General features: G+C 66.7%; 19 protein-coding genes. 8 read left to right on the forward strand and 11 right to left on the reverse strand.

The window, feature by feature from the left end:
* Positions 1-537, reverse strand: a 537-nt coding sequence (locus tag MAE01_RS14455; protein ID WP_147040642.1) for a leucine zipper domain-containing protein, incomplete at its 3' end; no start/stop codon positions are given.
* Between the two features lie 204 nt (positions 538-741).
* Complete coding sequence (locus tag MAE01_RS14460) at positions 742-1,329, reverse strand: biotin transporter BioY (RefSeq protein ID WP_147040558.1); 588 nt, start codon at positions 1,327-1,329, stop codon at positions 742-744.
* A 59-nt stretch (positions 1,330-1,388) separates the two neighbouring features.
* On the opposite strand from MAE01_RS14460, the gene MAE01_RS14465 reads away from it, so the two are divergent.
* Positions 1,389-1,970 carry a TetR family transcriptional regulator gene (locus MAE01_RS14465; protein WP_147040560.1) on the forward strand — a complete coding sequence of 194 codons (582 nt, stop codon included), beginning with the start codon at positions 1,389-1,391 and terminating at the stop codon, positions 1,968-1,970.
* Here MAE01_RS14465 and MAE01_RS14470 read toward each other — a convergent pair.
* On the reverse strand, positions 1,963-2,460 hold the full coding sequence (locus tag MAE01_RS14470; RefSeq protein WP_147040562.1) for a DUF4188 domain-containing protein: 498 nt from the start codon (positions 2,458-2,460) through the stop codon (positions 1,963-1,965). The genes MAE01_RS14465 and MAE01_RS14470 overlap by 8 nt on opposite strands.
* 70 nt (positions 2,461-2,530) lie before the next feature.
* Here MAE01_RS14470 and MAE01_RS14475 point away from each other — a divergent pair, with 70 nt between their 5' ends.
* The gene (locus MAE01_RS14475; RefSeq protein ID WP_147040564.1) at positions 2,531-3,145 is read left to right on the forward strand and encodes a MerR family transcriptional regulator; all 615 of its coding nucleotides are present in this window, start codon (positions 2,531-2,533) and stop codon (positions 3,143-3,145) included.
* A 3-nt stretch (positions 3,146-3,148) separates the two neighbouring features.
* Here MAE01_RS14475 and MAE01_RS14480 read toward each other — a convergent pair whose 3' ends face one another.
* Positions 3,149-3,523 (reverse strand): nuclear transport factor 2 family protein, encoded by a 375-nt coding sequence (locus MAE01_RS14480; RefSeq protein ID WP_147040566.1) that lies wholly within the window; start codon positions 3,521-3,523, stop codon positions 3,149-3,151.
* A 101-nt stretch (positions 3,524-3,624) separates the two neighbouring features.
* On the opposite strand from MAE01_RS14480, the gene MAE01_RS14485 reads away from it, so the two are divergent.
* The 4 genes from MAE01_RS14485 to MAE01_RS14500 are packed head-to-tail and all read left to right on the forward strand — an operon-like array spanning position 3,625 to position 7,906.
* Positions 3,625-4,917 (forward strand): ABC transporter substrate-binding protein, encoded by a 1,293-nt coding sequence (locus tag MAE01_RS14485; RefSeq protein WP_147040568.1) that lies wholly within the window; start codon positions 3,625-3,627, stop codon positions 4,915-4,917.
* Positions 4,914-5,837, forward strand: coding sequence for a carbohydrate ABC transporter permease (locus MAE01_RS14490; protein WP_229718260.1), 924 nt, complete (start codon positions 4,914-4,916; stop codon positions 5,835-5,837). The genes MAE01_RS14485 and MAE01_RS14490 overlap by 4 nt, the downstream gene beginning before the upstream one ends.
* A gap of 3 nt (positions 5,838-5,840) precedes the next feature.
* Positions 5,841-6,650, forward strand: a complete 810-nt coding sequence (locus tag MAE01_RS14495) for a carbohydrate ABC transporter permease (RefSeq protein WP_147040570.1) — start codon at positions 5,841-5,843, stop codon at positions 6,648-6,650.
* Between the two features lie 29 nt (positions 6,651-6,679).
* Entirely contained in the window at positions 6,680-7,906 is a 1,227-nt protein-coding gene (locus tag MAE01_RS14500) for an AGE family epimerase/isomerase (protein ID WP_147040572.1), read from the forward strand.
* Between the two features lie 31 nt (positions 7,907-7,937).
* On the opposite strand, the gene MAE01_RS14505 is transcribed toward MAE01_RS14500, so the two are convergent.
* The 3 genes from MAE01_RS14505 to MAE01_RS14515 all read right to left on the reverse strand — a co-directional run bounded on the left by MAE01_RS14505 (position 7,938) and on the right by MAE01_RS14515 (position 11,769).
* Entirely contained in the window at positions 7,938-9,752 is a 1,815-nt protein-coding gene (locus tag MAE01_RS14505) for a class I mannose-6-phosphate isomerase (RefSeq protein ID WP_147040574.1), read from the reverse strand.
* On the reverse strand, positions 9,749-10,654 hold the full coding sequence (locus MAE01_RS14510; protein ID WP_147040576.1) for an ROK family protein: 906 nt from the start codon (positions 10,652-10,654) through the stop codon (positions 9,749-9,751). The genes MAE01_RS14505 and MAE01_RS14510 overlap by 4 nt, the downstream gene beginning before the upstream one ends.
* Before the next feature lie 116 nt (positions 10,655-10,770).
* A complete protein-coding gene (locus MAE01_RS14515) occupies positions 10,771-11,769 on the reverse strand; it encodes a LacI family DNA-binding transcriptional regulator (protein ID WP_229718259.1) in 999 nt (332 codons plus the stop codon).
* Positions 11,770-11,956: 187 nt separating this feature from the next.
* Here MAE01_RS14515 and MAE01_RS14520 point away from each other — a divergent pair, with 187 nt between their 5' ends.
* Both MAE01_RS14520 and MAE01_RS14525 read left to right on the forward strand, forming a co-directional pair.
* Positions 11,957-16,048, forward strand: coding sequence for a glycoside hydrolase domain-containing protein (locus MAE01_RS14520; protein WP_222591687.1), 4,092 nt, complete (start codon positions 11,957-11,959; stop codon positions 16,046-16,048).
* Positions 16,049-16,115: 67 nt separating this feature from the next.
* The gene (locus tag MAE01_RS14525; RefSeq protein WP_147040580.1) at positions 16,116-16,631 is read left to right on the forward strand and encodes a nucleoside deaminase; all 516 of its coding nucleotides are present in this window, start codon (positions 16,116-16,118) and stop codon (positions 16,629-16,631) included.
* 277 nt (positions 16,632-16,908) lie between these two features.
* On the opposite strand, the gene MAE01_RS14530 is transcribed toward MAE01_RS14525, so the two are convergent.
* From MAE01_RS14530 to MAE01_RS14545, 4 genes are all read right to left on the reverse strand, one after another.
* A complete protein-coding gene (locus MAE01_RS14530; protein WP_147040582.1) occupies positions 16,909-18,636 on the reverse strand; it encodes a hypothetical protein in 1,728 nt (575 codons plus the stop codon).
* Between the two features lie 73 nt (positions 18,637-18,709).
* Positions 18,710-20,080 carry a plasmid pRiA4b ORF-3 family protein gene (locus tag MAE01_RS14535; protein WP_147040584.1) on the reverse strand — a complete coding sequence of 457 codons (1,371 nt, stop codon included), beginning with the start codon at positions 20,078-20,080 and terminating at the stop codon, positions 18,710-18,712.
* Positions 20,081-20,127: 47 nt separating this feature from the next.
* Positions 20,128-20,505, reverse strand: a complete 378-nt coding sequence (locus MAE01_RS14540; RefSeq protein WP_147040586.1) for a type II toxin-antitoxin system VapC family toxin — start codon at positions 20,503-20,505, stop codon at positions 20,128-20,130.
* Complete coding sequence (locus MAE01_RS14545) at positions 20,502-20,765, reverse strand: type II toxin-antitoxin system Phd/YefM family antitoxin (RefSeq protein ID WP_147040588.1); 264 nt, start codon at positions 20,763-20,765, stop codon at positions 20,502-20,504. The genes MAE01_RS14540 and MAE01_RS14545 overlap by 4 nt, the downstream gene beginning before the upstream one ends.
* Positions 20,766-20,957 lie beyond the last annotated feature (192 nt).

The following is a 20,957-nucleotide window of genomic DNA, read 5'->3' on the forward strand; positions in this document are numbered from 1 at the left end:
TTCGCGTCCGCGTTCACCAGTCCGGCGTGCCTGCGCCTGGGCATTGGCTTTGCTCTGCTGTCGACTGAGGAACTTGTGCCCTCCGCCGTCGGGGATGTTGCCGAACTTCGTGACGTCGACATGGATCAGGGATCCAGGATGGTCGTGCTCGTAGCGGCGGATCGGTTCACCGGTGACCCGGTCGATGCGGCTGAGCCTGTTGATCCGGCAACGCACGAGGACGGCATGAACCGTCGACGCCGCGACGCCGAGCTCACCGCCGATCTGGACCGGCCCCAGCCGACGACGCCACCGCGCCTTCACGATCCGTTTCACCACCGCGGGCGGCGTCTTCGTCGGCATCGAGTGTAGCCGACTGGAACGATCAAACATCCCCGCGGACCCTTCGGTCCGAAACCTCGCCGCCCACTTGCGCGCCGTCGGCGGCGAGGTCATGAACATCTTCGCCGCGACGGCGACCGGCCAATCGTCTTCAACGATGAGCTTGGCCAAGCGCAGACGAGCGCGCGGAGTGAGAGCAGCGTTAGCGTGGGACACGAAGGCCTCCTGTGTGCGAAAAGTGGTTCCTAGACAGCTCCACTCTCGCAACGGGAGGCCTTCACCCGTCAACAGCTCACACGCAATTCACGCAACAACGTCCCTGGACATCACATCTAGGCGACCATTTGCGACCCCTCGCGATCGGGCGCCCCCTCCCGGCACGGAACGCACGAACTCCCGCAGCGATCCCCCGCGCCGACCTCAGCGCCGCGCGCGATCGACCACGCGCCAGGTCGCGGGCAGCAGCGCCGACATCGCGACGATCTTGATCGCGTCGCCGATGAGGAAGGGCACGGCTCCGAGCGTGAGCGCCGTAACCAGGTCTACGCCGAGGAACGCCGCGAGCCACGGCACACCGCACGCGTAGATCGTGAGCGACCCGAGAACGGCGAGTCCGAGCGTCGACCACACCGTACGGTCGGAGCGGTGACGGGCGAGGATGCCGACCAGCAGAGCGGCGAGGACGTATCCGACGATGTACCCGAACGACGAGAACGCCCAGCCGGACGAGCCGTTCGCGAACAGCGGCACCCCGACGAGACCGATCGCCAGGTAGATGCCCGCGCTGAGGCCGCCGCGGAGCGGGCCGAGCGCGGCGCCGGTCAGCAGCACGGCGAACGTGGCGAGCGACAGCGGCACTGGAGTGAACGGCAGCGGGATCGCGATGTAGCCGGCGACGGTGATGAAGGCCGTTCCGGCGAGGGTGAGGATCACGTCCCGGACACGCGCGCCCGGGATCAGATCGGCGAGCACGGGGACGCGATCGAGACGGACGGCGGGTGCGGACATGGTTCTCCTGACGCTTCCTGAACACTGTTCACCTGAACGGTGTTCTGTAGAGTAGCAGGATGAACGCCGCGCCAGCATCCGCTCGTAATGACAAGCCCGCCGTCGTGGCCGCGGCCATGCGCGTGCTCGCCGAGAGCGGGCTTCCCGGACTCTCGATGCGCCGCATCGCCGACGAGCTCGACGTGCAGGTCAGTGCGCTGTACTGGCACTTTCCGAACAAGCAGGCGCTGCTCGCGGCCGTGAGCGCACAGATCGTCGGTTCCGGATCGGTGCCCGACGAGATGGATGCCGCAGCGCGCGCCCTGCGCGACCGATTGCTGGCGCATCAGGACGGGGCCGAGATCGTGTCCAGCTCGCTGGCGCTCGGCCTTCTCGAGCTTCCTGCCCGCACTGCGCTTGTGGCTGCCGCTCGGCAGGCGGGGCTCACGGATGCCGCCGCCGAGGTCGCCGCCGACACGATCGTGCACTACGTGATCGGCTACACCTTCCACGAGCAGCAGCGACTGCACGCGGCCGTCGTCGGTGCTGCCGATGCATCCGTCGACCTCGTCCCGGATGCCGCCGGCGAGCGCCGAGGCGACTTCGACGCCGGGCTCGCGATGATCGTGGCTGGGGTGCAGGCGTCGGTTGCGGTCAGCTGACCTGAGGAGCGGCCGTCCGCCCATCGGCGAACCTCGCCTGTGCGCGTTCGTGGCGCTTGCCGACCGCGACATGCTCGGTGGCCTTCGCGAGCCCCATGGGCTTCGTCCCAACGTAGACGCTCTCGGCGCGCTCGGTGAGGAACGTCTCGTGCCACACGCCGACGGCGCCCGGCGCCTTGCGGGCCCGCTTGTTGAACGCGGTCCACGCCGGGCGGTGCTCCTGCGACGGGGCGGATGCATAGGCGTAGAGCTTCTCGATCGACGACCAGTACTGCACGACGTACGGGCCGCCGTTGCCGAACAGCAGCTGGTATCCGAGGAGTCCGGAGTCCTCCTCCATGGACAGCTCGCGCAGCATCCGCGGCATCGCCATGAATGCCGGCATCCACAGATCGGGGCGCCACCAGCGATTGATCTGCATGCCGATGTGGAACACGACCAGCTCGCCTTCGTGATGATGGGTCGAGCGAGCGGTGACGATTTTCGACATGATCTCCTCCTGATTAGATAGCGACACTATCCATAATGGATAGCGCTACTATCGAAGTCAAGAGGTGACCATGAGGATTTCTGAGCTGTCGGCGCATGCGGGCATTCCGGTGCCGACGATCAAGTACTACCTGCGTGAGGGGCTGCTACCCGAGGGTGAGCGCAGCGCGCCGACACAGGCGGCGTACGGCGAGGCGCACGTGGAGCGGCTGCGCGTCATCCGCGCGCTGATCGCGGCCGGCGTCAGCATCGCCGAGACGCGGCGGGTGATCGGCGCTCTGGATGCTCCGCACGAGAGCGCGCACGCGCTGCTGGGCGCGGCGCACTCGGCGATCACTCCGGCGCCGGATGGCTCGCTCGACCTGTCCGCCGCTTCGGGAGTCGTCGAAGGCCTCGGATGGAAGCCGGGGATGTGCGATGAGGCGGTGCTCCACGAGGTGGCGCGGGCGCTGCGCGGGCTCGAGAGTGCCGGGTTCGAGGTTCCGGCGGCGACGATGCCGGTCTATCTCAAGAGCATTCGCGACATCGCGGATGCCGAGATCGCAGGCGTCCCGACCGAGTCCGCCGAGGCGGCCGTGCGGTATGTCGTTCTCGGCTCCGTGCTGGTCGAGCCGCTGCTGCTCGCGCTGCGGCGCGTGGCGCAGCAGGTCGCGTCCGCGGAGAGGTTCGGCCGGCAGCAGGAGTGAGCATCAATTCGGAGCAGGGCGGGTACCCGGCGGGGCCTGCTGATCGACGTCGGTCCACACCTCGGTGAGCTGCACGATGACCCCGTCCTTCATGCGGGCGAAGCTCGCGCACTCGAAATGCTGAGCGCCGTACGCATCCCGCCCGATGATGTGGCTTCGGCAAGCGGCCTCGGCCGGACCGGCGACGATCTCCTCGATGGTCAGCTGCTCGAACCCCGGATAGTCGCGGTTGAAGCGGATCCAGTCGTCCCGGTCGAATGTCTCGCCGGTGTGCACGAGGCGGCAGACGAAGTCGGGGTGCAAGAAGCCCGCGAGATCGTCCCATCGCTTCTCGCCGATGGCGGTCATGAGTCCTCGCAGCGCTGCTTCGGCATCCATATCGGCATGTTAGGTCGGGGCTCCGACACTCAAATCGGAGATTCTTGTTGACGTCAGACTCTGGACTGGTATCGTTACCAACACCGATCGAGGAGGATCACATGGGACAGAGGCACACAGCATTCAAGCGGGTGGGCGGCTTCGGCGCTGCCCTTTTATTGGCCGTCGGGCTCGCAGCCTGCGCACAGGGGTCGTCTTCAGGGAGCGGCGACTCGAGCGTCGTCACGCTGAACGGTGATCGAGCAGACTTCACCGACGCGTACGCGATCGCCGGAGAAGCCCTCGAGGAGGCCGCCGGGTTCGGCCTTGAGGCACGCAACGTGCCCTCGACTGAGAACTACCAGCAGATCGTGCGCTCATCGTTGAAGACCGACAGCACCACCGATCTGGTGAAGTGGTGGAACGGTTACCGGCTTCAGGAGCTCGCGCGGTCCGGCGGGCTCGCGGATCTCAGCGATTCATGGGATGCCGCTGTCGAGAAGGGATGGGTGAACGAAGAAACCCGCGACAGCTTCTCCTACGACGGCAAGGTCTACGGTCTTCCGATCTACAAGTCCTACTGGACGATCTTCTACAACAAGAAGGCCTTCGCCGACGCCGGCATCGAGGTGCCCACGACGTGGGCAGAGTTCGAATCGAACAACGAAGCGCTCAAGGAGTCCGGCGTCACGCCGCTGTTCGCCACGCAGGAGGCGGGCTGGACTTCCTTCATCTGGTACGCGGAGATCCTCTCCAAGCTCGACCCGGACTTCTATCAGAAGCTGATGGATGGCGAGGCGAAGTACACCGACCCGACGTCTCGCAAGGCGATGGAGATCTGGTCCGACATGTTCGCGAAGGGCTGGTTCACCTCACCGGACACCGCGTGGGACAACGAGCCGTCACTGTTCGCAGCGGGCACCGTGGCGCAGGTTCCGATGGGGTCCTGGCGCAACGGGCTGTTCGCCGACACCATGGACCAGGCGGACTATGGCGCTTACCTGCTGCCGACGGTCGAAGAAGGCGTGCAGCCCTCCGTGATCGTGGAGTCGGGTGTCATCAGTATGGCGGCGAAGGCCCCCAATGCTGAGGGTGCCAAGGCCGTGATGGACAACTGGCTGAGCCCGGAGGTCCAGCAGCCCTGGGCGGACGAGATCAAGGACACCTCGGCGAACCCGATGGTCGGCACCGACGACCCCGTGCTCGCATCGGTGCTCGAGCAGGTCGAAGCCAGCGAGCCGACCGAGCTGGTGCGCTACTGGGAGGCGGGTCCTCCCGCTCTGATCGAGAGTGGTGTGCAGTTCTTCGGCGCCTTCATGGCGGACCCTTCTCCGGCGAACATCGATCCGACGCTGCAGAAGCTGCAGGATCTGGCTGACACCGAGTGGGCCAACTGGAAGGCCGGCGGCAAGTGACGACCGAATCCGTCACGACGGGCCGGCCGGCCGGGGCGACCCGGCCCGCCGGCCCTCGGGCCGGATCGTACGCGGAGCGTGTGCGCAGCATCCCGTTCCTGATTCCCGCTGTCGCCCTGGTCGGGGTGATGCTCCTGGTCCCGTTCGTCGCGACGGTCTACCAGAGCCTCACCAACGACGACGGCTTCAATGCCGAGTTCATCGGCTTCGACAACTACGTGCGGCTCGTCCAGGATCCGATGTTCGGCCGTTCGGTGCTGAACACCGTGATGTGGACGGTCGGCACACTGATTCTGCCGGTGGGCATCGGACTGCTGGTCGCGGTGTTCACCTCGCAGATGAAAGGCGGGCGCTGGCTGCGTCTCGCGTTCGTGTTGCCGTACGCGCTCTCCGGCACGGCCACGGCCGTGATCTGGGGATTCATCCTTCGCTCCAACGGCGCACTCAATCAGGCCATCACCTTCTTCGGCGGCGTCGCGCCCGATTCGGGCTGGCTGCTCGAATGGCCCACGAACACGATCGTCATGATCCTCGCGAACACCTGGCAGGCCACGGGTGTCGCGGTCATTCTGTTCCTCGTCTGCCTTCAGGCCATCCCGGTGGAGACCGTTGAAGCGGGAACCCTCGACGGAGCCTCGGGCATGCGCCTGTTCTGGAACATCATCGTGCCGCAGCTGAAGCCCGTGACCGTCGTCGTGATCGGTATGTCGATCGCCAACAGCCTGCGCGTGTTCGACATGATCTGGCTGCTCACCAAGGGCGGGCCAGGGGGATCGTCCGAAACCCTCGCCGTGACGATGTACCGAGAGACGTTCATCATCGGCGACTACGGCTACGGTGCGGCGGTCGCGGTAGTGCTGTCGATCATCGTCGTGGGTGCGTCGTGGGCATATCTGCGCCAGCAGTTGAAGGAGAGCTGAGCCGTGTTCCGACTCATCCGCAATGTCGTCCTGTCCGTGCTGGCCGTGATCTGGCTGGTGCCCGTCTATCTGCTGATCGTCAACGCGCTCACCCCCGTCTCGGAGTATCACGGAGAGCCACGGTGGATTCCCGGCGGCTTCGCGATCGTCGAGAACATCGTCGCCGCCTGGAACCAGTCGTCACTCGGCCTGGGAATGTTCAACAGCCTGCTGTACGCGACGTGCTCCGCGCTGATCGCCGTGCTGGCCGCCGGACTCGCTGGATTCGCCGTCGTCGTGATGCCGGTCCGTCGTCCGACGGTGTGGTTCTGGTTGATCTATCTCGGCACGCTGCTTCCGTTGCAGATCTTTCTCGCACCGCTGTTCAAAGCCTTCGTCGGCGCGAAGATGTACGACACGTCGATCGGCATGATCCTGATCTACGCTGCGATCTGCGTCCCGTTCGCGTTCTTCATCGTGCGCAACTACCTCACGACGATCCCGCCGGAGATCGCCGAGGCGGCGAAGTTGGACGGTGCCGGCTGGGGAAGGCTGTTCGCGCAGATCCACCTGCCGCTGATCCGCTCGTCGCTCTTCGCGGCGTTCATCTTCCAGTTCACCTGGGTGTGGAACGACCTCCTGTTCGGCATCACTCTCACGACCAGCCCGGATCGGCGTCCGGTGATGGCGGCACTGGCCGAGATCAACGGCGGTTTCGTGAATGTCGGACCGCCAGTGGTGCTGGCTGCCGCGCTGCTGGCCTCGCTGCCGACCGTCGTGTTGTTCCTGTCGTGCCAGAGGTTCTTCGTCAGCAGCCTGCGCGCATCTGCGTGAGTGGCGTCATAGCGCCGGGAGTGCACAGAATGCGATGGCACAACGACCCGAGTTGGCTCATAGACGATCCTGAGCACCGGCGGATGCTGTCGCGCGAGGCGGATCGTCTGCGGAGCTTCTTCGCCCAGCCTTCTGGATGGAAGCGATACGGCTGGCGCCGATTCGACGGTTCGGTCGATGCGGAGCGACCGCTGGAGCTGTACAGCGTCGCTCGGCTCGTGCACTCCTTCGGCGTCGCGCGGATGCTGGGTGACGAGCAGGCCGGCACCTGGGGCGCCGAAGGCATGGCGCTGCTGCTGTCGTCATTCGTCGACCGGCGCGGCGGCTTCTTCGATGTCGTGGCGCCGGACGGTTCGCCCGTCTCTGACCGACGCGGCGCCTACGGGCATGCGTTCGCCCTGCTGGCGGGTGCGACTGCGGTTCAGGCCGACCTGCCACACGGGGCCGAACTGCTCGCCCGTGCTCGAGACGCGATCGACGACCTCTTCTGGGACGAAGGCACGGGTGCCGCGGTCGATGAAGTCGATTCGCAGGGGACACCTCTGTCTGACTACCGGGGGCAGAACGCGAACATGCACCTGACCGAAGCGTTCCTCGCGTGCTTCGAGCTCACGGGAGAGGTCGAGTTCTTGACGCGGGCGCGCCTACTTGCTGAGCGCTTCGTGATCAGGGGTGCCACCCCACGCGAATGGCGGGTGCCGGAGCACTACACCAGCGACTGGGAGGTCGACGAGGCGTACGGCCACGAGAAGCCTCTCGATCAGTTTCGTCCCTTCGGCGTGATGCCGGGACATGGCCTCGAGTGGTCGCGGTTGATCCTCGGCATAGCCGCCCACGATTCGAGCTTCGACCGTGCCGACGAGGCCGCACGCGGTCTGTTCGCCCGCGCCGTGCAGGACGGGTGGGATGAAGACAACGGCGGTCTGAACTACACCACCGACTTCCGCGGAGAGGTCGTAGGGTCCGCGCGGATGCACTGGGTGATTGCAGAAGCGCTCGCAGCGGCCGTGTGGCTCGCGCGCACCACCGGGGACTCGCAGTACGTCCAGTGGTACCGAAGGTTCTGGGAGTGGACGAACCGGCACGTGATCGATCGCGATGGCGGCTCATGGTGGCATGAACTCGGCGCAGACAATCGTCCGGCATCGCGCACGTGGCCTGGTAAGCCGGACCTGTACCACGCCTACCAGGCCGTTCTCAGCGCGCGGCTGCGGCGGCCAACTGGGTTCGCCGCCGCCGCGCGCCACGACCTCTAGAGCTTCGACCGTAGGTGGCCCAGCCGAGCCCTCAGCGGTCGCTGGTGCGGGATCCGCGCACGTACGCCTTGATGGTGGCGAGGCGCTCGCTGCGGGTGCGGTCGGTGCGCTCGATCCGGTACGGGCCGACGGATGCCGGAACGATGAACGTCTCGGCGTAGTGCACGACGAACGGCTCGAACGCCCCGGTGGGGCTGACGATGCGGGCTTCGTCTCCCTGAACCAGGTTCAGGACGTTCACGGTGCCCTCGGTGTCGTGATCCGCTCCCTGAGTGAACCAGTGCCGGCGGGTCTCGATGAACTCGAGTTCGTGCAGGCCTGTGCGCTCTTCGACGACGTCACCGTCGGTTCGCAGGGTCTCGACCTGGTCGAGCAGCTGCTCGTGCACCCACTCGGTGTCGCGATCCCACTGGATGTTCTTCACACCGTGGTCGAGGTGCACCGGGCGGGGGATGCCGTCGAGCCCGACGCGTCCCCAGTCCCAGAGCTTGAACGTGAAGGTCGAGGGTGTGGCTGAGATCTCGAGAACCATCGAGTTCGCGCCGGAGCAGTGGATGGTGCCGGCCGGGATCGCGAAGTGGTCGTGCTTTCGAGCGGGGAAGGAGTTGATGTACTTCTCTGCGGGGAAGGGCGCGCCGCCTTCCTGCGCTGCGGTGAGGTCATCGACCATCTGCTGCTGGTCGATGCCGGTCTTGGTCCCGAGGAACACCACGGCGTCGTCGTCGGCGTCGAGCATGTAGTAGCTCTCGTCCTGCGTGTAGGCCATCCCGAAGGTGTCGCGGATGTAGTCCTGCAGAGGGTGCACCTGCAGGCTCAGGTTTCCGCCGCCCATGGTGTCGAGGAAGTCGAAGCGGATCGGGAAGTCTGCCCCGAAACGCGAGAAGTTCTTCGCCCCGAGCAGTTCGATCGGCTGCGCGAACACGAGGTCGATCGAGGGGATCTCGATGACGCCGCCGTCGCCTTCGATGAGCAGTGAGTTCTCCTCGGGCACGCAGTCGAAGCACCACGCATAGTTGTCCTTCGCAGGGTCCAGCCCGATGAGATTCTTCATCCACTGCCCGCCCCACACCCCGGGGTCGAAGAACGGCACTACGCGGAACGGCCGCGCCGCGGCATCCTGCAGAGCCTTGCGGAAGGCATCGCCGGTGATCATGCCCGCATCGGGCGAATCGGGATGCGGAACGGCCGGCGCGATCGCGTTGCCATCCACGACGAAATCGACGGTGTCGAACAGCTTGCGCTTGTGCCGATCGGCTGTGCGCCACTCGACGTAGAAGCCGCGCTTGTACTTGCGGAGGCTGTCTTCGCCCGCGTTGTCGGCTCGCCAGTTGGTGGCACCGGCGCGCTGGCGCAGCTGGATCTCCCAGCGGGCCATGTCTACGAGCACCGTGGTCGAGTTCTCGAGTCCGTCAACGAGCAGGGCGGCGCCCCACCCGACGACCACCGTGGATGCCGTGATGCTTCGGGCCAGCTTCGACAGGCGCTCCGAGTCGTAGAAGTCACCGAGTGCGAAGTGGCTCATGACGCCCAGCACGCGGTCGTCGGTGAGGTGCGGTGCGATGAGTTGTTCGACCTCGGCGACCGGGAGCGCCGCGGTCTCGACGTCGACGATGTTCCAGCTGGGAAGAGCTTCGCCGATTTGCGCGGTGAGGGCGGGGATGTCGACGCCCGGGTAGGTGTCGACGAGCAAAGCTCCCCCGCGGCTGAGAGCCTTCTCGGCCGCCTTCTGCCACGCCTCCGAACCACGTGCGATGCGCTCGCCGCTGGGCAGCGGAACCGTGGGCTGGGTGTCGTAGCGGCCGCTCTCGGTGCGGTCCTCGTGCATGGCGCTGATCGGCGTGGTCAATGTGTCTCCTGCTCTTCTGGTGTCTGAGGGGGCGCGTTGCGGGCGAGTGTGCTCAGCCCGCGGGCGACGGAGTATTCGGGTTCGGGCGGGACGATGAAACGAGGCGCTGTCACCGAGGACCAGAGGTGCTCGCGCACGTAGGTCTCGATCGGTGCGCGAACGGCATCTCCGGCGCGAAGGACGCCACCGGAGAGGATGACGACCGACGGGTCGTACATGTGGATCAGCGTGACGACGGTTGCGCCCCACACATCCAGAAAGCCTTCGCGGATCTCGGTGTGGTCGTCCGAGCGGAACAGATCCTTGACCGATAGCCCTTCGCGGATAGTTGATTGACCGGCCGAGCTCAAAGCCCACGCGCTCGCCAGCGCCTCGCCGCATCCGACGTTCCCGCATGGACAGGCCGGCCCGTGAATGTCGACTGTGACGTGTCCGCCCAGGATTCCGGCGTGACCGGTCCGTCCTCGAAGCCCGACACCATCGATCATCGCCGCAGTGCCGATGCCGGTGCCGAGCGTGACGAGCACGGCGTCCCGTTCACCGGCGGCCGACCCGGTGGAGGTCTCGCCGATCAGAGCGGCGCGGGCGTCGTTCTCGACGGCGGCGGGAAGGCCGAGTTGCTCGCGCGCCCAGGTATGCAGGTCGAAGCCTCGGAGGAAGTCGTACTTGTCGTTGGCATGAAGCATCTGTCCGGATGCCGGATCGACGACGCCGGGGACCGCGATGCCGACGGCGGTCGGGGAAGCACCGGTGCGAGCGACGAGTTCACGGGCTGCCGTGCGTGCAGCGATGAGGTCACGGGCGTCTCCGCTGACCGGGACACCCGCAGTGCCGAGAATGCCCCCATCGTCGATGACGGCGAGTTTGATCTCCGTGCCGCCGAAGTCGATGCACAGCTCCATCGCGTGCCTCCTATCGTTGTTGGTAACGTTACCACCCCTGACGGAAGTGTCAAATGTTCCGGGATGCCGTCTCCGGACTCGTCGCGCCAACGTGACGAGTCGTGCCGCAGGCGGTCCTATCGCGCGGACATGCGCAATGACACCGGCAACTCCAGTTCCCGCACCGCGGCATCCTTGCCGTCGGCGTCCAGTCGGTCCAGCAGCAGTCGCGCCGCCGTTCGTCCAAGCTCGCGAGGGTCGTGGTCGATGACGCTGAGAGGCACGGGCGAGAGCTCGGCGAGTTCGAAATCGTCGAAGCTCATGAGCTCTGGGAACTCATCGACCGATCGCGACCCGGCATTGATCTGGTGGTTGATCTCTTTGAGGGCACCGATCGCGTTCCGGTTGTTCGCGCAGAAGATGGCGGTCGGTGGGTTCTCGGTTCGCAGGAGGGCGCGCGTGGCGTCTCGCGCCTGGTCGACGGTCTGCTGGTTGGTGGCGACGAGTGCGGGGTCGACGGGGATCCCGTGCTCCTCGTGGGCGCGGGCGAAGCCTGCGTAGCGCCGCTCACCCGTGAAGATAGCCAGGCTGTTGCCGAGATATCCGATGCGGGTGTGACCGCTGTCGAGCAGCGCAGTCGTTCCTTGGAACGCGCCGTCGGTATCGGCGAGGACGACGCTGTCCACGCCGAGCCCTTCGACGCGACGAGAGGCGAGGACGACAGGCACCCCCTGCGTCTGCGAGTGTTCGAGGTGTCGGGACGCCGTGCCGGCTGGGACGACGATCAGTCCGTCGACGCGCCGACCGAGGAAGTCGCTCACCAGCGCGGTCTCGCGGGCGGAGTCCTCCGATGTGTTGCCCAGTAGGATGCGGCGGCCTGCCAACGCGGCTTCCTCCTCGACGCCGAGGGCGAACGTGCTGTAGTACGGGTTGGCGATGTTGGTGATGGCGACGCCGATGAGGCCGCTGGTGTGCCCGGGGCGGATGCTGCGCGCGTTCTCGTTGCGGTGATAACCCAGTTCAGCGACGGCATCCATCACCTTCTGCTGCACATCGGGCTTCACGTTGAGGCCGCCGGAAAGCGTGCGCGAAACCGTCATCGGGCTCACGCCAGCACGCTGTGCGACCTCTTTCACGGTCGGACGATATGGTCGCTCCCCCATAGTTGCCTCCGGCTGTGCTCACGCTCTTCGGGAACGTTATCAGGCTCCAAGTCGAGTCGACGTCTGTGCCGCCCGAAAAGACGATTGACGCGCTGTGCAGCGCCTGATAACGTTACCAACCGCAGTCACGACGAAGTACTGAGATGCAGGGAGTGCGTTCATGAAATCCCGGAAGCTTGGCATGCAGAATCGGATGCTCGCAGGCCTGACAGCCGCTGTTCTGACGACCGGGATGCTGGTCGGTGCCGCCGACGCGTCCTTCGCGGCTGCGAGTTCGACGCCGAACCAGGAGCGCGACTACGTCGGTCTCGTGAACCCATGGGTCGAGGCCGACATCGCACGGTTCTTCTTCTTCCAGTCCGCCAGCAACCCCTTCGGCATGGTGAAGCTGCGTCCGGACACGACCACGCACCACGCCCGAGGCACGGGTTACCGCCACAACGAGAACGATGTGAAGGGGTTCAGCCATCTTCACGACTGGCAGCTTTCCGGAGTGCAGGTGATGCCCACCTCCGGCGAGAGCGTCAGCAAGCTGGAGGGCGACACGGGATGGCAATCGCACGTCGAGCACGACGACAGCGAGCTCGCCCAGCCCGGTTACCACCGGCTGCACCTCGATCGCTACGACATCGATGCCGAGCTGACGACCACCGACCGAGTCGGGATGCACCGCTATACCTACGGCGCGGGTGGGCCGAGCGAGATCATCGTCAACCTCGGCGGGGTCCTGGGCGAGGCTGTGATGGACGATGCCCACGTGACGCGCGTCAGCGATCACGAGATCGAGGGCTACGTCAACCAGCACGGCGAGCGCTACCCCGGCCGGCATGACACGACCCTGTACTTCAACATCCAGTTCGACACCCCCTTCGACTCCATGGGCGGATGGGCGGATGGTGCCCTGGTCGCGGATGGTGCGGCGGTCGATGAGGTCACCGGACCGGATTCGGGCGTCTACGTCAACTACGACCATCTCGACGCTGGCGATCAGGTGCAGATGAAGGTCGCCCTGTCGCTGACCGGCACTGATGGGGCCCGCCGCAACCTCGAGGCGGAGCTGCCTGGATGGGACTTCGACGACGTCAAGGCGGCGTCTCAGGACCGGTGGAACGAGATGCTGGGCCGGATCGACGTGCAGGGCGGCACCGAGCAGCAGCAGGAGAAGTTCTACACCGACCTGTTCCACGCTCTCTGCGGTCGCAGTATCGTCAGCGACGCCGACGGCGCGTACATGGACGACACGTGGAACAACGGCCAGGTCAAGAACATCCCGACGGATGAGAACGGCGACCCGGAGTTCGCCATGTACAACTACGACGCCCTGTGGCTGACCCAGTGGAACCTCAACTCGGTGCTGGGCATGGCCTACCCCGAGATCTACTCGAGCATCGTCAAGTCGCAACTGCAGATGTACGACGACGGCGGGCTTCTTCCGCGGGCGCCTGTGGCGGGAAACTACTCGATGGTGATGACGGGATCACCCATCACCAACTTCATCTCCGGTGCGTGGAACAAGGGCATTCGCGACTTCGACATCGACAAGGCCTTCGACGCGATGCTCGATGCCCAGTCGTTGGGAGGCCTGTACGACAAGGCGTCGTCCGACTATCTCAACTGGGGCACCGGCGGCAACCGCTCGTACCTCGATCTGGGATATGTGGCCAACGGAGCAACAGGCCAGAGCGCGGGCCAGACACTCGAGTACGCGCACCAGGATTGGGTGCTAGGACAGCTCGCGACTCAGCTCGACAAGCAGGGCATCAACGCGTCGCAGTTCGCCACCGCGACGGCATCCTCTCAGCTCGATGACAAGCATGCCGCGGAGCGCGCCGTGGACGGCCGGCCGCTGCGGGCACCGACCGACGTGGAGTGGCGCTCGAGCGGCGAGCAGAACCCCTGGGTCGAACTGGCATGGGACGAGCCGCGCACCATCGATCACGTCGTCCTCAACGACCTCGCGGATCCGGACGACAACGCGCGTGCCGGCGAGCTCCTCTTCAGCGACGGCAGCAGCGTCGCGGTCGACGATATCCCCGCCGACGGGAGCGACAAGGTCGTGGAGTTCGACCCTCGGACCGTCGACTCCGTGCGGTTCACCGCGACCGGCGGCGAGGGCGAGAACGTCGGGCTCAGCGAGATCGAGGCGTGGGATGACACGGGTCTCGGCGACTACCTCACCGAACGGTCACAGAACTGGCGCAACGTCTTCGACGAGGAGGTCGGGTTCGCCCGTGCTCGCAACGCCGACGGCAGCTGGCGGGCGAATTTCGATCCGATGTCGTCCAGCGGCTTCAACCAGGCGAACTCGTGGCAGTCGACCTGGTTCACCACGCACGACGTGATGGGCCTGGCCAACGAGATGGGCGGCGAGGCGGCCTACGCCGACAAGCTCAACTACGCGTTCGAGCAGTCCGGGATGGGCCAGTACATCGGCGGGTATGGTGACAGCGCCGTCAATTACGGGAATCAGCCCGGCCTTGAGATGGCGCACCTCTTCAACTACGTGGGCTATCCGTGGCTTTCGCAGAAGTGGGTGCGTGAGATCAAGGAAGAGGTCTACGGGTCGACGGCGACCGACGACGGGTACGGACACCACGACGAAGACCAGGGCCAGATGGGGGCTCTCAGCGCGTTGATGGCGATGGGGCTGTTCGAGGTCACTGGCGCCGGACTGGAGAATCCGGTCTACGACATCACGTCTCCGGTATTCGACGAGATCACGATCACGCTGGATCGCGACTACTACGAAGGTGAAGAGTTCCGGATCGTCACGCACGACAACTCGGCCGAGAACCTCTACATCCAGAGCGCCGAGTTGAATGGCCAACGCCTCGACAACGCGTGGTTCGGCCATGACGAGTTCGCAGCCGGCGGGACACTCGAGCTGTGGATGGGCGCGGAGCCGAACAAGAGCTGGGGCGTCGACGAACTGCCGCCATCCGAGTCGGCATCCGAGGGCAAGCAACCCGTGTTCGCCTCCGACATCGAGCTCGCGGGGCCTGACCAGATCGCCGAGCCGTACAGCTCGACCGCGTACGACGCGACGGTCACCCCCGACGACACCCTGCTCAAGGAGGTCTACTGGTCGGTGACCGAGCCGGACGGATCCAAGACCGACAAAGCGACGATCGATCGGTTCAGCGGAGTGCTCACCGTCAACCACAGGGATGGACAGGTGGCGGTCACGGTGCGCTCGGCGGACAGCGGGGGCGCGAATGCGACGCAGATGGTGGACATCGCGCTGGACCCGGATCTGCTGAGAGGAAACGCGGCACGGTGGCCCGGAGTCACGGCGACGGCATCGTCGCAGTACAACTCCGGCTACGCGCCCGCGAAGGCGTTCGACGGCGTGATCGGCCAGAAGGACAAGGGTGACTGGGCTTCCAAGGGAGAGAAGAACCCGTGGATCGAGCTGAAGTGGCCGGAACCGGTGCAGGCCGACAAGATCATCCTGTACGACCGCCCCAGCGTCGACGACGCGAACGGAGGCAGCCTCACCTTCAGCGACGGCAGTTCGGTCAGTGTCGACGGCATTCCTGCTGATGGTTCGGCGAGGGTCATCGACTTCGAGATGAGGTCGTTCGACTCCGTGCGGTTCCAGGTCGAAGGCGGCAGCGGCCCCAACGTCGGGCTCTCCGAGTTCGAGGTCTACGCATTGCCTTACGCGCCAGGCGCCCCGCAGAACGTGGTCGCCGAGGCGGCAGACAGGTCTGCGGTCGTGTCCTGGGAGCCTCCGGAGTCCGACGGCGGCGTGCCGATCACGGGATACCTGGTCACGCCGTACCAAGGGGATGTAGCTCTGGAGCCGCTTGAGGCGGCCGGCCACAGTGCCGAACTGACGGTGCCGGATCTCGTGCTCGGTGAGACGTACCGGTTCTCGGTGACGGCTCTGAACCTGGGTGGTGCGGGGGAGGAGAGCGCTCTGACAGAACCGGTGCGCATCGGGCCTCCAGCCTGGGAGAAGGGAACGGCCTACGACACCGGGGACGAGGTCTCTTACGAGGGCGCCGTGTACGTCGCGCAGTGGTGGACCAAGGAGGTTCCCGGTGCGTCACCGACAGGATCCTGGATGGAGCAGGGCGTGCTGAGCTCGTGCGCCGAAGGCGACGTCGCAGCATGGACAGCGTCACAGGTCTACAAAGGTGGCGAACACGTTGTTCTTGACGGGGAGGTGTTCGAAGCGAAGTGGTGGACGCGTAATCAGCAGCCCGGCGGATTGTGGGGTCCTTGGGAGCTGATCGGGGAGTGCTGAGCGGCAGATGCTGTCTCGGACCGACAACGCCCTGGGCGGCGTCAGCCGAGCGGGTTACCCTGTCGGCATGAATACGGCATCTCCGATGGCCGACGGTCATCACGAGCCAGAGAACGATACGGACAGAGGTTTCCTACGGCAGGCCGTGAAGCTCGCCGTCGAGAACGTCGCCGAAGGCGGAGGCCCGTTCGGCGCGGTGGTCGTGCGCGACGGTGAGGTCATCGGCACCGGGCAGAACCGCGTGACGAGGGATCACGACCCGAGTGCGCACGCCGAAGTGGTCGCGCTGCGCGCGGCCGGGCAACGAATCAACGACTTCTCGATGGAGGGCGCGACGCTCTACTCGTCGTGCGAGCCATGCCCGATGTGCATGGCGGCCGCTCTGTGGGCTCGCGTCGATCGTGTCGTCTATGCCGCCGACAGGCAGGATGCTGCGACCGGAGGATTCGACGACCTCGAGTTCTATCGGCTGTTCGAGACCGATCGGTCCGAGTGGTCGCTGCCGGTGGAGGCTGTGCGCCTGGCCGACGCGACGGCGCCGTTCGACAAGTGGCTGGCCTCCGACAACCGCGCCGAATACTGAGCCTGCGGTCCGACTTCCGGCGGGAGGGGCGGCCTGACCTCCGGAGGGAGGGGCGGTCCGACTTCCGGCGGGAGGGGCGGCCTGACCTCCGGCGGGAGGGGTCGCAAAGTGTCGCTAACTCGCGCTCCAAGCGACCATTTGCGACCCCTGCCGCTTGACCGTGGTGTCAGCTCCGGCGGGAGGGGTCACGAAGTGTCGTCAAATCGCGCTCCAAGCGACCATTTGCGACCCCTGCCGCGCCCGCGACGCCCGCCCCGCGACGCCCGCCCGCCGCGACCTAGGGCCGCGTGTCGTCGTGGTGGACGACCCGACTCAGCTCGATCACCCCTCCGGCGAGCTCCCAGTAGTGCAGCCGTCGCGCGCCCGGCGCGTTCTGCTCGATCGAGGATCGCCAGCAGCGCGCGCCGTCCGATCGCACGACGTACGGGTCGTCGCCGCCCTCGCCGGAGCGCAGCCGGTGCAGCTCGCGGGCCGGGATCTCGCGGTCTCTCCCTGTGATGGCGTCCACGCAGGCGCGTACCGCCTTGCTCAGCTGGTTCTCGTCGAGCGCGTCGAGCGAATCGATGAATGCGGGCCCGAACGAGAACTCGCGCAGCGGCCAGCGTTCGCGCTCGCCGGGAGCGGTGCGGTTGCCCCAGGTGCGCTCGATCTCGATCCGGATGCCGTCAGCCGTCGGGTCCACGTGCGCTCTCTCGGCGGCACGGCGTGCATCGCGCAGCGCCCGTCCCGCTTCGCGCCGGTCCTGTGAGGCATCGGCGAGCCGCGCCTCGACTTTTGCGCGCTCGGCCCGCTCGTCGGCGAGGTTCGCGCGCAGCTGCTCATTCTCAGCACGCAGCTTCTCCAACTCGGACGACTCCGGGGCAGACCGTCCGCCGCGCGCGACGAGGTTCGTGAGCGCGAGGATGTCGCGCCTCGCCGCGGCCACCTCGCTCGACAGCGCGTTCAGATCGTGCCGCCTCGCGAGATCCTCCCCCGGCGACCCCGGCGACACCGGCGACACCGGCGACACCGACGACCCCGACGACCCCGACGGGCCTGACGTCTCGGATGCCGGCACCGGCGCATCCGAGCCAGCAGGAGCCGCGGCATCTCGTGCCGACGCCGCAGAAGAGCGCCCCTCGCTCAGCCACGGCGCACCGCCTGCGACAAGCGCGAGCGGCGGGGTGAGCGCGGCATCCGGGTCGACGTCCACGCAGCTGAGCCCGATCTCGGCGTCCCCATCGCGCCGCACCCGCACCCGGATGACGTCGCCGACGTGCAGCACGTCGCTGACCGGCCCCTCATCGATGTCGACGTCGCGCCGCCGCAGCACCACCGAGACGCGCGGGTGCAGTTGCACGGTCGCGCGCAGATCGGTCACCTTCACGACGAGCGCGAGGGTGTGCGCGCCGTCGACGAGCGCCAAGAGATCGGGCGCGAGCGGCTCGGGGTGCAGCTCGAGTTCGTCGAGGATGCCGCTGACCGGCCCGCCTTCGACGAGCGCGGCGATCAGCGGGATCTCGGGCGGAAGCAGCGCGCCGGTGGCCGTGACCGTCGTGCCGTCGTCGAGACGGACTATCGCGACCGTGCCGTCGGCGACGAAGCCCTGCACGATGCCGCTCGCGCGGCGGATGCTGGCGGTGGGCGCGGATTCGACGGTGCGGCGACCTGTCTGACCCATGGCGTCGTCGATGAGATCGTCGGCGTCGGCGTGGCCCGGAAAGCGGAGAGGCGAGCGGGCCCACTCCGGAGCATCCCCGAAGTCGGGCGGATACGAGCGGCCCGCACCGCCGAACACGTGTGTCTTCGGTGGCAGCAGATGCTCGAGGTCGCGGCTGGCCGAGCCCGTCTCGATCGTGACGACGTCGGCGATGCCGTCGAGCTCCGTGCGCAGCCGGCTCAGATCGAAATGGAACAGCCCCTCGGCATCCGTCGACACCAGTACGAGCGGACGGTCGCGGCGCCCGAGGACGCGTGCCGCCAGCGCCTCGACCTCGGCTGCGGTGCTGACGTCGGCGGGGCTCATGGGGCGAGTGTAGGCGAGATACCGAGGGGCGTCGGCAGGGCGCGGCGCGAGCACGCGCCTTGCACGGTGACGGCTACCGCAGCGCCTCCGCCGCGAACAACCTGACGCCCGGGTCTTCCTCACGCAGCCGCCCAAAACGCGATCCTCCGCCGATCAAGTCGAGCACCTGCCGCGTGTGGAACGTCGCGTGAGCGATGTCGCTGGCGGTGAACGCCATGCGCGTGGCCGACTGCCAGCCGCACATCTCCAGCCCGAAGGCGACGGTCTTCCAGCGCTCAGCGGCCGGCGTGCCGTCGGCAGCGGCGAGCAGAAGCAGCGTCGCCGCATCCGTCTCGGCGTCGCCGAGCTTGCGATAGAGGCCACTCGCGACCAGCCTCAGCTGAAGGCGTGGGTCTCCGAGCGCCTTCTTCGCCCCAGCGCTGAGCACCAACCGTCCCTTCTGCACCCGCACCAGACCCATCCGCTGCGCTGTCTCGCGGAGCGAGGCGATCTGGGGCGTGGACTCCTCGCGGTTGCCCTTGCCGACCCAGTCGTCGAGCCACCCGAGCTCGGTCATGCCCGCCAGCACGGTCGCCGGCGGCATCCACCCCGAGGTGCTGAGGGCGAGACCGTCGACGCCGACGGCATCCATCAGCCAGCTGAACGGACGGATGAGGCGCGCCGCCGTCTCGTCGTCGATGCCGATCGGCTCGAGGACTCCGGTGTAGTGCAGGTGCTGCCGCAGTTCTGACCGGATCGGCGGGGGCAGTTCCGAGGCGAACGCGGCGATCGGTGACGCATCGTCGACATCGCCAGGGCGGCGGTGCTCCTCGCTCTTGACCAGCCCCGACATGTCGTACGGCGACATCCCCGATCCGTGCGGGTTGAAGAGCAGGTTGAGTTCGGTCTGGATGCCGACGACGTCAAAGTTGCCGGGCTCGTGCGGAGTCCACGGACCCACGGTCGTGCGGATCCAGTCGGTGATGAACCCATGATCGGGATGCTGCGGATCGGCCGCGATCGCGAGCTTCTCCGCATACCCGTGCGGGCCGCCGGAGTCTTCGAACGGCCCACGGTTCGCGCCGTCGAGGAGCACCACCGGGGCGAGATGCGGGTCATCCGCCGCGCGCTCGATGACGTCGAGGCGATGGACCCACCCATCCCCGAAGTCGTATTCGTACCAGAGCGCCGTCACGCCGCCGAGTACGTCGTCGACCGTGTAGTCCTCTTCGGAGAGCGAGTCATCCGCGGGCTCGAAGTCGGGCGATTCCCACCGGCGGCCGCGGGCACCTGGCGTAAACGGATCGGTGTCGACGAACGCGTGCAGGTGCGATTCGCGCCACCCCATGATCGTCTGGAGCGCGAGGTGCAGCATCCGCAGTCGAAGGTCACCGCTGACATCGAAGACGCGCCAGATCTCGGGGTCGCTCTCAGCGAGAGTCGCGCGCAGCCGGTACCTGGTCATGAATTCAGCGTACGGGTGGGGTCGGACGCCGCGCGGGCGCCGGTGTCTCAGACGCGGTGGAGCGACAGCCCCCGCTGTTCGGCCGCCTCTGCGAGCTCTTTGTCGAAGGTGAGGATGCCGGTGATCGCCGAACCGAGTCGCAGCGCGGTGGCGAGGTGGAGTGCGTCGAGTGTGCGCAGGCCGCTGTGCAGGTTGATGGCCGTGGTGGTGATGTCATCGCCCAACGACACGAGGGCTACCCGGTCGATGATCTCGTGTACGGCATCCGGCTGGACGAAACGGCGGTCAGCGACCGCGTGAAGCTCGACCGCGAGGAGCGTGGAAGACACGAAGTCGGTGCCGTCGGCGAAGAGCCTGCGCACCGCGGGACTGTCGGCTTCGTCGACCACCGCTTTCGCAGCGGCGGACGTGTCGAGATAGATCACAGTCGATCTCTCCGCAGATCGTCGAGGATCTCGGTGCTCGTCTGGGAGGTCTGCGCCGGCGGAACGGTGAGGGCCCCGCTGCGCGTCGGCAGGGTGACGCGTCCGCTGGCGACGAGCTGCTCCCAGTCATCGAGCTGTGGCGGGGTGAGCTGAGCGATGGCGCGCCCGCGGTCAGTGACGGTCAGCGATTCTCCCGCCGCGACGCGCGCCAGCACCCGAGCGGTCTGCTGGTTCAGTTCGGTCTTCGTCACCTTCGCCATCCCTCCAGAATAGCGAAATCTACTAGAAGTACTAGATATCGCTGCTGATGCGTTCATCTTTCGCGCCACGTCGGACATCGACGCGCGCCGAACCCCGCCATCACGCACAGCTTCTGCCAGTCTCGAGGAATGCACGCAGAGGACGCACCCGCGAAGGCACCGGTCTGGCGCCTCACGAGAGGAGCACCGCTG

It is taken from the genome of Microbacterium aerolatum, from assembly GCF_007988825.1.
Taxonomy (GTDB): domain Bacteria; phylum Actinomycetota; class Actinomycetes; order Actinomycetales; family Microbacteriaceae; genus Microbacterium; species Microbacterium aerolatum.

Coding starts and splice junctions, on each gene's coding strand:
- MAE01_RS14510 (WP_147040576.1), bottom strand. CDS start 10,654: ATGGAGCTGTGCATCGACTTCGGCGGCACGGAGATCAAACTCGCCGTC.
- MAE01_RS14465 (WP_147040560.1), top strand. CDS start 1,389: ATGAACGCCGCGCCAGCATCCGCTCGTAATGACAAGCCCGCCGTCGTG.
- MAE01_RS14475 (WP_147040564.1), top strand. CDS start 2,531: ATGAGGATTTCTGAGCTGTCGGCGCATGCGGGCATTCCGGTGCCGACG.
- MAE01_RS14530 (WP_147040582.1), bottom strand. CDS start 18,636: ATGAGCCCCGCCGACGTCAGCACCGCAGCCGAGGTCGAGGCGCTGGCG.
- MAE01_RS14470 (WP_147040562.1), bottom strand. CDS start 2,460: ATGTCGAAAATCGTCACCGCTCGCTCGACCCATCATCACGAAGGCGAG.
- MAE01_RS14460 (WP_147040558.1), bottom strand. CDS start 1,329: ATGTCCGCACCCGCCGTCCGTCTCGATCGCGTCCCCGTGCTCGCCGAT.
- MAE01_RS14480 (WP_147040566.1), bottom strand. CDS start 3,523: ATGGATGCCGAAGCAGCGCTGCGAGGACTCATGACCGCCATCGGCGAG.
- MAE01_RS14485 (WP_147040568.1), top strand. CDS start 3,625: ATGGGACAGAGGCACACAGCATTCAAGCGGGTGGGCGGCTTCGGCGCT.
- MAE01_RS14520 (WP_222591687.1), top strand. CDS start 11,957: ATGAAATCCCGGAAGCTTGGCATGCAGAATCGGATGCTCGCAGGCCTG.
- MAE01_RS14535 (WP_147040584.1), bottom strand. CDS start 20,080: ATGACCAGGTACCGGCTGCGCGCGACTCTCGCTGAGAGCGACCCCGAG.
- MAE01_RS14545 (WP_147040588.1), bottom strand. CDS start 20,765: ATGGCGAAGGTGACGAAGACCGAACTGAACCAGCAGACCGCTCGGGTG.
- MAE01_RS14500 (WP_147040572.1), top strand. CDS start 6,680: ATGCGATGGCACAACGACCCGAGTTGGCTCATAGACGATCCTGAGCAC.
- MAE01_RS14525 (WP_147040580.1), top strand. CDS start 16,116: ATGAATACGGCATCTCCGATGGCCGACGGTCATCACGAGCCAGAGAAC.